The organism is Roseateles cavernae (assembly GCF_040187885.1).
Taxonomy (GTDB): Bacteria; Pseudomonadota; Gammaproteobacteria; order Burkholderiales; family Burkholderiaceae_C; genus Roseateles_E; species Roseateles_E cavernae.
Genome location: NZ_JBDPLH010000005.1, coordinates 1 through 12,714, shown reverse-complemented (window position 1 = coordinate 12,714; position 12,714 = coordinate 1). Strand labels below are relative to the sequence as shown.

Here is a 12,714-nt window from a genome sequence, read left to right as displayed (position 1 = left end):
CGCTCAGGCGTAGACGTTCAGTTGGGTGCCCAGATTGCCGCTGGTGGCCAGCGGTGGCTGAGGTTGCACCGAGGCCAGCAGCGCCATCGCGCCCTGGCCTTGCAGGTTCATCGCCTTCTTCAGCACCAGCAGCTGGGCGCTGGCTTGCACCGAGCCGGCCTGCGAGCCGTGCAGATTGTTGATCAGGGATGTGGTGTTGATGTCCATGGCGCCTCCGAGCCCTGTTTATCGGCCGCGGATCCGGCAACTTGAGGGGCGGGAATGCCGAAGACCTGGCGCAGATAGGCCAGAAAGGTCTGGTCGTCGCACAAGGTCTTGCCGGTACTGTCGGACAGCTTGGCCACCGGCTGGCCATTGGCCTGGGTCAGCTTCATCACGATGTGCAGGGTGCGCAGGCCCATATCGTTGGACAGCGAGGTGCCGATGCCGAAGCCCAGCTGGGTGCGGTCGGCGAAACAGCGGTACAGCTCCAGCGCCTTGGTGATATTGAGGCTGTCGGAGAACACCAGGCGTTTGGTGTGCGCGTCGATGCGCAGCTTGGCGTAGTGGGCCAGCGCCTTCTCGCCCCACCAGACCGGATCGCCCGAGTCATGCCGCAGGCCGTCGAAGAGCTTGGCGAAATAGAGATCGAAATCGGCCAGGAAGGCATCCATGCCCACCACATCGGTCAGTGCCACCCCCAGATCGCCGCGGTACTCCTGCACCCAGGCCTCCAGCGCCGCCTTCTGGTGGTCGCGCAGGCGCACATCCAGGGCCTGGAAGGTCTGCAGATACTCGTGCGCCATCGTGCCTATCGGCACCAGGCCCAGTTCGCGGGCCAGCAGCACGTTCGAGGTGCCCTTGAAATACTGCGGCAGCTCGGCGGCCAGCGTCGCGATCACCTCGCGATGCCAGTCGCCCGAGAAGCGCCGGCGCAGGCCGAAGTCGAAGAACTCGAAAGGGTGGCCGCGCGCCGGCTCGGCGGCAAAGTCGCGCAGCTGGGCCAGCTTGGCCTGCAGCCGCTCGCGGCCGGTCCGCAGCGCCTCGGCATGGTCGAAGCGGCGGAAATAGAGCTCGTTGACGATGGCCAGCACATAGATCTCGAAGCCCATCACATGGACCTGCGGGCCGCGCGCGATGATTTCCAGATGCGGGCCGTCGGCGCGGGCCCGGATGAAGTCGCGCTGGAAGCGGAAGATGCGCAGGAAGTCGACGAAGTCGGACTTGATGAAGCGCAGCGCGCCCAGATAGGCCAGCTCGTCGGCCGCGAAGCTGAGCGCGCACAAGTGATCGAGCTCGCGATTGACATCGTCCAGCAGCTCGGCCAGCGGGTAGGCCGGGACGTTGCGGCAGACAAAGCTGTACTCGGCCTGGGTCTGCGGGTGCCTATGCAGCATGGCCTGCCACATGGTGAATTTGTAGAGGTCGGTCTCCAGCAGGCTGGAGATGACGGGTCTGCGCGCGCCGCTCATGTGCTCAGCTCGCTGCTGCGGGCGATGCGCAGGCCCTGGGCGCGCATCCGCGCGAGGAACTCGGCCGCCTGGGCCTCGAAGCCGCCGACCGGGCTCATGCCGTCCTCGATCAGCACCAGCTTGCCCAGCTTGCAGCTGGGCAGATGGGCCGCCAGATCCTCCACCGTGGCCTTGACGCAGTGGCTGCTGGCCTCGCCGGCGATCCACAGCTCATCGCAGGCATCCAGGCGCTCGACCAGGCTCTGGTTGAGCTGGGTGCCGGGATCGGTCGGGTCGGGCACCTCGGCCTGCAGCGCGCTGTAGTGCTCGGTCCAGGGGTTCATGCCCTTGAGCACGAACTGGACATGGCGCTGGCGCTGCAGCTGCCAGGCCACGACGGCGGCCTGGACTTCGGCATGGATGTTGTGGCCCCAGCTGCCCAGCTCGCAATGCACGGGCCAGACCATCAAGGTGTAGCGGCCGCGCGCCTCCAGCGCGTCCAGATAAGCCTGGGCGCGGGGCAGGGCCGAGGCATCGCGTGGCCTGAATTCGCCGGCGCGCAGCTGGGCCGCGGTGATCTGGGTGAAGGGCGGCACCGCCGCGCCATCGGCCTTGAACCAGAAGCCGGGATGGGCGATGTCGAGCCGGCGATGCGTGTCCAGCGTGACGGTGATGGCGTCCAGGCCGGCCGACTCGGCGCGTATCAGTGCGGCGATGCGGTGCAGATCGGCATCGGCACCGGCCACCGGCAGGCTGGCGCCATGGATGTCGCAGAAATCGTTCTGCGGGTCGATGATCAACAGATGGCGCGGCAACGCGAACTCCCCAAGTCTCTCGATCGACCCACTATACGAGGCCTCAACCGGTGTTGCGCAGCCCCGCCGCAATGCCGTTGATCGACAGATGGATGCCCCGCTGCACGCGCTCCATCGTCGGGTCCTCGGCGCGCTTGTCGGGCGCGACCGCGCGGTAGCGCCGCATCAGCTCGACCTGCAGATGGTTCAGCGGGTCGATATAGGGGAAGCGGTGCTCGATCGAGCGGGCCAGCGCCGGATTGGCGGCCAGGCGCTGCTTCTCGCCGGTGATCAGGGTCAGCGCTTCCTGGGTGCGGGCGAACTCGGCCTGGATGGCCGCGAAGATCTTCTTGCCCAGGCGCCGGTCCTCGACCAGCTCCAGATAGCGCGCGGCGATGTCCAGATCGGTCTTGGCCAGTACCATGTCCAGATTGGACAGCAGGGTGCGGAAGAAGGGCCACTGCTTGACCATGCGGCGCAGCAGGGTCAGGTTTTGCGTGCGGGCTTCCCCGTCGCCGAGGAAGGCCAGCACGCCCGAGCCGAAGCCGCACCAGCCGGGCAGCGCCACGCGCGACTGGCCCCAGCTGAAGCCCCAGGGGATGGCGCGCAGGTCTTCGATCGCGCGGGTAGCCTTGCGCGAGGCCGGGCGCGAGCCGATGTTCAGCTCGGCGATCTCGCGGATCGGCGTGGCCGCGAAGAAATACTCGGCAAAGCCCGGCGTGTCGTAGACCAGGCCGCGATAGGCCTTGAAGCTGGCATCGGACAGGGCCTGGGCGGCGTCCAGAAAGCTCTTGGGCGCGCTCTTGGTCGGGTGCAGCAGCGTGGCTTCCAGCGTGGCGGCGACCAGGGTCTCCAGATTGCGCCGGCCGATCTCGGGGTTGGCGTATTTGGAGGCGATCACCTCGCCCTGCTCGGTCAGGCGGATCTGGCCGTTGACCGTGCCCGGGGGCTGGGCCAGGATGGCCTGGTAGCTGGGGCCGCCGCCGCGGCCGACGGTGCCGCCGCGGCCGTGGAACAGGCGCAGGGTCAGCGGGTTCTTCTTGCGCAGCTCGTCGAACAGCTCGACCAGCGCGATCTCGGCGCGGTACAGCTCCCAGGAGCTGGTGAACATGCCGCCGTCCTTGTTGGAGTCGGAGTAGCCCAGCATGATGTCCTGCTCGGCGCCGCTGCGCTGGATCAGCGCGGCGATGCCCGGCAGCGCATAGAACTCGGCCATGATGCCGGGCGCCTCGCGCAGATCGCCGATGGTCTCGAACAGCGGCGAGACGATCAGGTCGCTGACCGCTTCGCCATCCAGCGTGCCGCGCACCAGGCCGACTTCCTTCAAGAGCAGCAGCACCTCCAGCAGGTCGCTGACCGACTCGGTGTGCGAGATGATGTAGTGGCGCAGCGACTCGCGGCCATAGCGCTGCAAGGCCTCGCGGGCGGCTTCGAAGATGGCCAGCTCGCCGACGGTCTTGTCGCTGTAGGCCGCACCGATCACGCGCAGCGGCCGGGCATCGCCGAGCAGCTGCAGCAGCAGCGCGCGGCGCTGGGCCTCGTCCAGCGCGCTGTAGTCGGGCGCGATGCGGGCGGTGGCCAGCAGCTCGGCGATCACCGCCTCGTGCTGGTCGGAGCTCTGGCGCAGGTCCAGCGTGGCCAGATGGAAGCCGAAGACCTGGACCGCGCGTATCAGCGGCTGCAGGCGCGGCGCGATCAGGGCCTCGGCATGGTGGCTGCGCAGCGAGTGTTCGATCACGCGCAGGTCGGCCAGCAGCTCATCGGGCGAGCGGTAGGGGTCTTGCGGCGCGACCGCGTGGCGCAGCGCCTCGGTGCCGGTCAGCTCGTGCAAGGTGGCGGCGGTGCGCGCATACATGCCGGTCAGCGCGCGGCGGTAGGGCTCGTCCAGACGGTGCTCGTTGCGGTCCGGGCTGCGCTCGGCCAGGGCCTGCATCTGCGGGCTGATGGTGGCCAGCAGGGCCGAGATCGACAGCTCGGCGCCGAGCTCGTGGATCTCGGTCAGGTAGTGGCGCAGCGCCACCTCGCTCTGGCGCTTCAAGGCGTGGCGCAAAGTGGTGGCGGTGACATTGGGGTTGCCGTCGCGGTCGCCGCCTATCCAGTGGCCCATGCGCAGAAAGCTGTTGAACTGGTGGCCGGGCAGGGCTTCCTCCAGCTCGGCATAGAGCTTGGGGATCTGGCGCAGAAAGGTCGAGTGGTAGTAGGACAGCGCGTTCTCGATTTCGTCGGCCACCGTCAGCTTGGAGTAGCGCAGCATGCGGGTCTGCCAGAGCTGTGTCACGCGGGCGCGTATCAAGACTTCGTTGTCGCGCTTCTCTCGCTCGGTGTGCAGGCCGTCGCGGGCGCCGACCAGCTCGGCCACCGCGCGCTCGGCATCCAGAATGCTCTTGCGCTGCACCTCGGTCGGGTGGGCGGTCAGCACCGGCGAGATGAAGCCGTGCTGCAAGGTCTTGGCGATCTCGCTCGGCCGCACACCGGCCTGGTGCAGGCGCTCCAGCGCAAAGGCCAGCGAGCCTTCGGCCAGGCTGCCGGCGCGGTCGTGGATCTCGCGGCGGCGCACATGGTGGCGGTCCTCGGCGATATTGGCGAGATGCGAGAAATAGCTGAAGGCGCGGATCACGCTGACGGTCTGGTCGCCCGACAGGCTTTTCAGCAGCTTGTCGAAGGTTTTGCCGGCCTGGGTGTCGCGCTTCAGGCGGAAGGCCACCGAGAGCTTGCGCACCCGCTCGACCAGCTCATAGGCCTCGCGGCCCTCCTGTTCCCGTATCACCTCGCCGAGGATGCGGCCCAGCAGCCGGATGTCCTCCATCAGCGGCTTGTTCTTGTCGGCGGCGGGGGAGGGCTTGAGTGTCTTCGCGGGGCGGGAGGCGGGTCTTGCGGGCATGGCAGGGCTCGTCGTGGGTTGATGCGAAAAAGCGGGCGGGGCGATGTAACCGAGTTACTTCAATCTGACTTTAACAGTTTCTTCATCGTTTTCCTGCTGCGCTAGCATGCCGGCCATGAGCGCATCAAACATAGTCAAGCCGGTGATCATCGCGACCCGGGAAAGCCGCCTCGCCCTGTGGCAGGCCGAGCATGTCAAGGCGCGGCTGGAGCAGGATCTGGGCCTGGCCGTCGAGCTGCTGGGCATGACGACCAAGGGCGACCAGATCCTGGACCGCGCGCTGTCCAAGATCGGCGGCAAGGGCCTCTTCGTCAAGGAGCTGGAGACCGCGCTGGAAGAGGGCCGGGCCCATCTGGCCGTGCATTCGCTGAAGGATGTGCCGATGGACCTGCCGGCGGGCTTCGATCTGGTGGCCATCATGGAACGCGAGGACCCGCGCGACGCCTGGGTCTCGAACCGCTACGACAGCCTGGCCGAGCTGCCGCAGGGCGGCGTGGTCGGCACCTCCAGCCTGCGCCGGGTCGTGCAGCTGAAGGCGCAGCGCCCCGATCTGCGCATCGAGCCGCTGCGCGGCAATCTGGACACCCGGCTGCGCAAGCTCGACGAAGGCGGCTTCGACGCCATCGTGCTGGCGGCGGCCGGGCTGAAGCGCCTGGGCCTGGCCGCGCGCATCCGCAGCGTCTTCAGCGTCGAGCAGATGATTCCCTGCGCCGGCCAGGGCGCGCTGGGCCTGGAGGTGCGTGCCGACGCCGCGGCGCTCAAAGACCGGCTGCACGCGCTCTCGCACCTGCCGACCTGGCTGGCCACGCAGGCCGAGCGGGCGGTGTCGCGGGCGCTGGGCGGCAGCTGCAGCATGCCGCTGGCGGCCCATGCGCAATGGCAGGGCGATCGGCTGACGCTGGCCGCCGCGCTGGGCCATGCCGAGCAGCATCAGCTGCCGCTGCTGAAGGTCGAGCTGACGGGCTCGCCGCAAACCGAGGCCGAGGCCCGCCAACTCGGCGAGCAAGCCGCCCAGCTGCTGCGCGAGCGCGGTGCGCGCGACTACCTGCCGGCGCCCTGAGTGGCCCAGCCGCTGACGCTGCTGCTGACCCGGCCGCGCGAGCAGGCCGGCGCCTGGCAAGCGCGCCTGGCCGCCCTCGGCGTGACGGTGCGGACGCTGCCGCTGATCGAGATTGCCGCCGCCGCCGACCGTGGGCCCGCCGAGCAGGCCTGGCGCGAGCTGCCGCAGGCGCGGCTGGCGATGTTCGTCAGCCCGAATGCGGTGACGCATTTCTTCGCGGCCCGGCCGGCCGGCCAGGGCTGGCCCGAGGGCGCGCTGGCGGCCACCGTGGGGCCTGGCAGTGCTCAGGCCCTGCGTGAGGCCGGCGTGCCCGAGGCACACATCGTCCAGCCGCCGGCCGATGCCGCCAGTCTGGACTCCGAACATCTGTGGCCGCTGCTGGCCGCGCAGGACTGGCAGGGGCGTTTGGCCCTGATACTGCGTGGCGATGGCGGGCGCGACTGGCTGGCCCAGCGCCTGCGCGAGCGCGGTGCCCAGGTGAGCGAGTACAGCGTCTACCGGCGCCGCTGCCCCAGGCTTGACGCGCCCGAGCAGGCCACGCTGGAGGCGGCGCTGGCCGCGCCCGCGCAGCATGTCTGGTTGTTCAGCAGCGCCGAAGCGCTCGATCATCTGCAAACCCTGGCCGGCGCCGGCATCGACTGGTCGCGGGCCAGCGCCATCGCCACCCACCAGCGCATCGCCGAGCGCGCACATCGTCTGGGCCTGGTCCATGTGGTTTTGGCGCGACCCGATGCGGCGGCGGTGGCCAAGGCCTTGTGGGCCCTGCAAGAGCGCCCCCTACAATCGTTTTGACCGTGAGCGACAAAATTTCTTCCCCCTCCTCGATGCCCGAGGCGGCCGCCCCTGCGGCGCCGCCCCCCATCCCCGTGGCCGCGCCCGCAGCAGTGGCCGGCGCGAAGGCGCCCCCCTGGGTGCCGGCGCTGGCGGCCGGCCTGGCCGTGCTGTCGGTGGCCGCGCTGGGCCTGGCCTGGCAGGGCCAGACACGGCTCAAGGAGCTGGAGCAGGAGCTGGTCCGGCGCCAGGGCCTGAGCCAGGGCGAGGCCAGCGAGGCCCGCACGCTGGCACGCCAGTCGCAAGACCTGACCCGCGATACCGCTGCCAAGGTGGCGTTGCTGGAAGCGCGGCTGGCCGAGGTGGCGCTGCAGCGCGGCCAGCTGGAGGAGCTGATCCAATCGATGTCGCGCTCGCGCGACGAGAACGTCATCGTCGATATCGAGTCGGCCTTGCGCGTCGCCTTGCAGCAGGCCGGCATCACCGGCAGCGCCGAGCCGCTGGTGGCGGCGCTGCGCCAGGCCGACGAGCGCCTGGCCCGTCACAAGCAGCCGCGCCTGGAGGGCGTGCGCCGCGCGGTGGCGCGCGATCTGGACCGCGTCAAGGCGGTCAGCGTGGTCGATGTCTCGACCTTGGCGATCAAGCTGGACGAAGTGGTGCGCCTGCTCGACGAGCTGCCGATGCTGTCGGCGGCGGACAAGACCAGCGAAGCGATGGCGGTTCGCCAGGCTCGGGTCGAACGGGCGGCAGCCAAGCCTGCCAGGCCGGCTTCGGCGGCGGCCTCGGCACCGGCCGAGGATGGCCTGCTCGCGCAATGGATGGGCGTTGCCGAAGAGCGCTGGCGCGATCTGGCCGGCCATGTCTGGCTGGAGGCCAAGTCCTTGCTCCGGGTGACCCGTATCGATCATCCCGAGGCCATGTTGCTGGCGCCCGAACAAGCCTTCTTCCTGCGCGAGAACCTGAAGCTGCGCCTGTTGAACGCGCGTCTGGCGCTGCTGAGCCGGCAGTTCGACACCGCCCAGGCCGATCTGCGCGATACCCAGTCGCTGCTGGACCGCTATTTCGATGGCCGCTCGCGCAAGGTGGTGTCCGCCTCCGAACTGCTGCGCCAGGTGGCCGGCCAGGCGCGCCAGGTCAATGTGCCGCGTCCCGACGACACGCTGGCGGCCTTGCTGGCCGCCGGTGGCCGTTGACGCGAAAGGCGACGCTTTCCTATGCGCACGATGATCTGGTTGGTGCTGCTGTTCGCGGTGGCCGTGGTGGCCGCGCTGACCTTGGGCAGCAATGACGGCCTGGTGAGTTTCTACTGGAATGGCTGGCGGCTCGATGTCTCGCTGAACCTGTTCCTGCTGGTGCTGGTGGGCAGCTGCTTCGCGCTGGTCACGCTGATCCATACGCTGAATGCCTTGACCAGCCTGCCCCAGCGTGCCCGCGAATGGCGGCTGGCGCAGCGCGAGCGTACCGCCCAGCTGGCGCTGCGCGAGGCGCTGTCCGAGTTCTTCGGCGGCCGCTATGGCCGTGCCCAGAAGGCGGCGCAACGCGCGCTGACGATACAGGCGCAGACCGCCGAGCTGCCGCAGGACGGCGCTTTCATGGCCCTGAGCCATCTGCTGGCCGCGCACAGCGCGCACCGGCTGCAGGACCGGCGTCGCCGCGACGAGCAGTTGCAGCAGGCGCTGGATCTGGCCCAGCGCGTGCCGCAGGCCAAGGCCTCGGAAGAGGGCGCGCGGTTGCTGGCGGCCGAATGGGCGCTCGATGATCGCGACGCGAGCCGGGCGCTGGATCTGCTGGCCGAGCTGGGCCCCGGTGTGGCACGCCGCACCCAGGCCCTGCGGCTGAAGCTGCAGGCCTCGCGTCTGGCCAAGCAGCCGCTGGAGGCGCTGCGCACCGCCCGGCTGCTGGCCAAGCATCAGGGCTTTTCCAAGGTTGCCGCCCAGGGGCTGCTGCGCTCGCTGGCCTTCGAGGCGCTGGAGGCCGCACGAGACGTCGATCAGCTGCGCCAGGTCTGGCTGCAGCTCGACGGCACCGATCGCCGCGATGTCTTTGTTGCCGCACGTGCCGCCCAATGCGCGGCCGGGCTTGGCGCACCGGAGGATGGACGAGGTTGGCTGCGGCCGTTCTGGGAGCAGCTTGACGAGCTGGGCAATGACGAGCGCGTCGTGCTGTCCGAGGCCCTGGTGCTGGCGGTGCCGGGCCTGGGTCCGGAGTGGTTGCAGCGGCTGGAGTCGGCGGTGCAGCGCTTCCCGCGCGATAAGCACCTGGCCTACGCGCTGGGTCATGCGCTGGCCGAGCGTCAGCTCTGGGGCAAGGCCCGCTTGATGCTGGAGCAGGCCGCCGAAGACCGCAGCCTGCCGGTGGCCGCACGCCGTCGCAGCTGGCTGACCCTGGCGGCGCTGGCGACCCACGATGGCGATATGGAGCGCCGCGCCCGCTGCTTCGAAGCGGCCGCCACCGCTCAATGAGAAAGATGACAGCCAAGTGGCAAACATTTGCCCACGCTATAAATACCGTGCTATAGTAGCGGGCTTGGAGCGGCTGTAGCTCAGTTGGATAGAGTACTTGGCTACGAACCAAGGGGTCGTGGGTTCGAATCCTGCCAGCCGCACCAAAAAACCTCGGATCCTGCCATCCCACGACGGGCAGGGTCGAGTCAGAAGAAGAAAGTACGTCGTGCGGCTGTAGCTCAGTGGGATAGAGTACTTGGCTACGAACCAAGGGGTCGTGGGTTCGAATCCTGCCAGCCGCACCAAAAAACATCGGATCCTGCCATCCCACGACGGGCAGGGTCGAGTCAGAAGAAGAAAGAACGTCGTGCGGCTGTAGCTCAGTTGGATAGAGTACTTGGCTACGAACCAAGGGGGCGTGGGTTCGAATCCTGCCAGCCGCACCAAAAAACCTCGGATCCTGCCATCCCACGACGGGCAGGGTCGAGTCAGAAGAAGAAAGTACGTCGTGCGGCTGTAGCTCAGTGGGATAGAGTACTTGGCTACGAACCAAGGGGTCGTGGGTTCGAATCCTGCCAGCCGCACCAAAAAAACAGAAGGCAAATCAACGGCTTAGAGGCTGCCACCTCTAGGCCGTTTTCTTTTGCTGGGGGACTTTTGGGGGAGTGGCTTTTTGCTCCCGCTCCAGCTGCTCTTTCTTCAGCGTCGCCAGGCTCTTGTTCCAGCGGCCTGTGTCGTCCTTGACCTTCTCCAGCGCCTGGTGCAGCTCGACGATCTGCGCCACGCTGTAATGCTGGGTCATGGTCTTGCTGCTGTGCCACAGCAGATCGCTGATCGTGCCCTCGGCGACGCCGGCCTCGCGCAGGCGCATGCCCACGGTGTGGCGCAGGTCGTGCACATGCAGGTCGCCCAGCTTGGCGGACTTGCGGCCGTTCTGCCAGGCGGTGTTGTTCATCGTCTGGATCGGCCTATACGGCATCACCGGCGCCTCGCTCAGGTTCTTCACCCGCTCGCGGCGATAGACGAACACACACTCGGCATGCTGGCCGCGCACCGAGTCGATGATCGACTGGGCCACGCTGTTGCACACCACCACCCGGCTGCGGCGCCGGCCCTTCACATGCTCCTTGGGCACCTCGAAGATCGAGATCCCCAGCTCGGGCACCTTGATCTCCCACTCCCAGCGCAGGCTGCAGGCCACATCGTCACGCACGCCGGTGTTCAGGACGAACAGCGCCATGCGGGCCAGGTGGTCGGGCAGCTTGGGCAACAGCTTGCGCTGCTGGGCCCAGCTGATGGGCTGGGGCTCGCGCTGGTGGCCGACAAGCGGCAACAGCGTGAGATGCGGGGCCTGCTGCAGCCAGGTGATGCCGTTCTCATCCCGCCAGCTTGTGGCCGCCAGGTTGAGGATGCGGCGCACCACGCCAAGCGCCAGGTTGATGGTCTTGTTTGCACGGCCGTCGGCCTGCCGCTTGGCGATGTAGGGCGCCAGCGAGCCGTCGTGAACGTGCGGCAAGAGCAGCTCGCCGATGGTGGGCATCACGCTTTTGAGCATGTGGATCTCGGTCTCCAGGGACACCTTGTCCTGGTGCGTCAGCACGTAGTGCGCTGCGGCCTCGCTGAAGGTGCGATCCGGCCGGGCGCCGTGCATCACCACCATGCGCAGCTTTTCCAGCTCCCGAATCAGCCAGCGGTCCGCCTCTTCAAAACTGAGGAAGCCACGCTGGCGAAGTCGAGTCTTGCGCCACCACTTGTCGACTTGCCAGGTATCGTCTTTGTCGGGGTAGATCCCCGATGTTTGTTGGCCCATGTGTGGACTCCTTTCTGTAGGCTGGGCCGTCCGTTCCGGGGCGCATTGTGCGCCTCGCCGGGCTCGTTGGCGGCTTCGGCCGGCTGGCCAGCAGCGGCAGCCTTGAACTCCTCGAAGAGCGCATCAAGGTCTTGCCTGTCGAAAATCAGGCTGCTGCCCTGGGGCATGGCGACCAGCCGCGGGCGCCATGCCTCGTCGAATGTGCGGCGCTTGACGCCGACGTAGTCCATGGCCTCTTGGTAGGAGAGGCCGCGCTTAAGCTGCTGCACGATTGGCCTCCATGAACAGCCCACTGCTGTGGCCCTGCAGAGCTGCAGCGCAAGCGGGGTTGAGCCAGACCACCTCGGTGCGGGTGCTGGTGCCTCGGGCGGCCGAGATCCGGGCGCTGGTGGTGTGGCGCGCCCAGCTGGCCAGCCGCGTGTCGTACAGCGGGCTGGGGTAGCCGCACAGCACCACCATGCCGGCGAGGCCGTCGACGGCCTCCAGCAGCTCGGCGTGTTGCTCGGTGCTCATCTCGTGCCGATAGGTCTTGCGGCTGGGCCGATCGCGGGTCTCGGGCATGTAGGGCGGGTCGACGAAATGCAGGGTCTGCGGGCCGTCGTGCGTGCGCATCACCTCGATCGCGGGGCGGTTCTCGATCAGCACGCCGGCGAAGCGCTCGCCGATCAGGCGCAGGCTGGCGGGGTAGCGCTCCCAGATGTGCTGCGCCGTGCCGTAGCTGCGGCGCGTGTCGGTGCGGAAGCCGCTGGTGCCCTTGGTGGCGCTGGCCGAGCCGAATCCCATCGCTGCCCGCACCGCCGTGCGCCTGGCCCGCTCCACCGGGTCGGGCGTGGGCTGGTAGGCCAGCTCGAACTCGGCGCGGGCATAGGGCGTGAGGTGCGAGGCCTCGATCAGCGCCGCGCGCTGGCCAGGATCTCGCAGCACGGCGAAGAAGTTGACGATGTCGTCGTCGAGGTCGTTGTACACCTCGGCATAGGCGCGCGGCTTTTGCAGCAGCACGCCGGCCGCACCGCCGAAGGGCTCGACATAGCAGGCATGCGGCGGGAAGAAGCGCTGCACCCAGGGCGCCAGCCGGAACTTGGCGCCGTGGTAGCGGAGGGCGGGGCTGGTGGGGGTCATCAGAACAGGCGCTCTTGCCCGACCTCTTCGGCCTCGGCCGCGCTGGCTTGCAGCGTGCCGGCGAGCAGCTCGTCGGGGATGTCGAAATAGCCCAGCACGCCGCGATAGCGGATGAAGGGCACGGGGCGGGCCTGGTGCATCACATGGCCGTAGGGGCCGGTGAAGAAGGGGCTGGGGTGCTGGGTGACGCAGTCGGCCAGCTCGGCCACGCCGACGATGCCGCCGAGCTCGTACTGCTGCGGCAGGTGCTCACGCAGCGCGGGCATGTAGTCGAGCAGGGCCTCCAGGCCTGCCTGGTCGAACTGCTGGCCCGCGTGGATGGCGACGGGGCCGCGCACCTTCGTCGGCCAGGTGCGGTTCTCGACGGGCTTGAAGCCGTGCACGATGAGCCAGGCCCAGGGCTGG

At 68.5% G+C, this 12,714-nt stretch carries 11 protein-coding genes and 4 tRNA genes; 8 read left to right on the top strand and 7 right to left on the bottom strand.

From position 1 onward, the window contains the following. Nucleotides 1-3 precede the first annotated feature (3 nt). Genes ABGI63_RS15035 through ppc form a run of 4 tightly spaced genes read right to left on the bottom strand, consistent with a single transcriptional unit; the run spans nucleotide 4 to nucleotide 5,105 of the window. On the bottom strand, nucleotides 4-207 hold the full coding sequence (locus ABGI63_RS15035) for a putative motility protein (protein ID WP_349743199.1): 204 nt from the start codon (nucleotides 205-207) through the stop codon (nucleotides 4-6). Then, a complete protein-coding gene (pncB, locus tag ABGI63_RS15030; protein WP_349743197.1) occupies nucleotides 183-1,451 on the bottom strand; it encodes a nicotinate phosphoribosyltransferase in 1,269 nt (422 codons plus the stop codon). The genes ABGI63_RS15035 and pncB overlap by 25 nt, the downstream gene beginning before the upstream one ends. Next, complete coding sequence (locus ABGI63_RS15025) at nucleotides 1,448-2,245, bottom strand: cysteine hydrolase family protein (RefSeq protein ID WP_349743196.1); 798 nt, start codon at nucleotides 2,243-2,245, stop codon at nucleotides 1,448-1,450. Before ABGI63_RS15025 ends, pncB begins: the two co-directional genes overlap by 4 nt. Before the next feature lie 43 nt (nucleotides 2,246-2,288). Continuing rightward, nucleotides 2,289-5,105, bottom strand: a complete 2,817-nt coding sequence (gene ppc, locus ABGI63_RS15020; RefSeq protein WP_349743195.1) for a phosphoenolpyruvate carboxylase — start codon at nucleotides 5,103-5,105, stop codon at nucleotides 2,289-2,291. A 115-nt stretch (nucleotides 5,106-5,220) separates the two neighbouring features. Here ppc and hemC point away from each other — a divergent pair, with 115 nt between their 5' ends. The 8 genes from hemC (at nucleotide 5,221) to ABGI63_RS14980 (ending at nucleotide 9,967) form a co-directional block, all read left to right on the top strand. After that, nucleotides 5,221-6,165, top strand: coding sequence for a hydroxymethylbilane synthase (gene hemC, locus ABGI63_RS15015; protein WP_349743194.1), 945 nt, complete (start codon nucleotides 5,221-5,223; stop codon nucleotides 6,163-6,165). Then, on the top strand, nucleotides 6,166-6,957 hold the full coding sequence (locus ABGI63_RS15010; protein ID WP_349743193.1) for a uroporphyrinogen-III synthase: 792 nt from the start codon (nucleotides 6,166-6,168) through the stop codon (nucleotides 6,955-6,957). Nucleotides 6,958-6,959: 2 nt separating this feature from the next. Then, nucleotides 6,960-8,129: a uroporphyrinogen-III C-methyltransferase gene (locus ABGI63_RS15005; RefSeq protein ID WP_349743192.1), complete on the top strand. Its 1,170-nt coding sequence runs from the start codon at nucleotides 6,960-6,962 to the stop codon at nucleotides 8,127-8,129. A gap of 21 nt (nucleotides 8,130-8,150) precedes the next feature. Continuing rightward, a complete protein-coding gene (locus tag ABGI63_RS15000; RefSeq protein WP_349743191.1) occupies nucleotides 8,151-9,398 on the top strand; it encodes a heme biosynthesis HemY N-terminal domain-containing protein in 1,248 nt (415 codons plus the stop codon). Nucleotides 9,399-9,467: 69 nt separating this feature from the next. Continuing rightward, nucleotides 9,468-9,544, top strand: a tRNA-Arg gene (locus tag ABGI63_RS14995). A 64-nt stretch (nucleotides 9,545-9,608) separates the two neighbouring features. Next, nucleotides 9,609-9,685: transfer RNA gene (locus ABGI63_RS14990), tRNA-Arg, on the top strand. Between the two features lie 64 nt (nucleotides 9,686-9,749). Further along, nucleotides 9,750-9,826, top strand: a tRNA-Arg gene (locus ABGI63_RS14985). Nucleotides 9,827-9,890: 64 nt separating this feature from the next. Beyond that, a tRNA-Arg gene (locus ABGI63_RS14980) sits at nucleotides 9,891-9,967 on the top strand. 41 nt (nucleotides 9,968-10,008) lie between these two features. Here ABGI63_RS14980 and ABGI63_RS14975 read toward each other — a convergent pair. From ABGI63_RS14975 to ABGI63_RS14965, 3 genes are all read right to left on the bottom strand, one after another. Beyond that, a complete protein-coding gene (locus tag ABGI63_RS14975) occupies nucleotides 10,009-11,190 on the bottom strand; it encodes a tyrosine-type recombinase/integrase (RefSeq protein WP_349743190.1) in 1,182 nt (393 codons plus the stop codon). 255 nt (nucleotides 11,191-11,445) lie between these two features. Next, nucleotides 11,446-12,309 carry a DNA adenine methylase gene (locus ABGI63_RS14970; protein ID WP_349743189.1) on the bottom strand — a complete coding sequence of 288 codons (864 nt, stop codon included), beginning with the start codon at nucleotides 12,307-12,309 and terminating at the stop codon, nucleotides 11,446-11,448. Continuing rightward, the coding region (locus ABGI63_RS14965; protein ID WP_349743188.1) for an ASCH domain-containing protein at nucleotides 12,309-12,714 on the bottom strand (406 nt) is incomplete at its 5' end. The genes ABGI63_RS14970 and ABGI63_RS14965, both read right to left, overlap by 1 nt.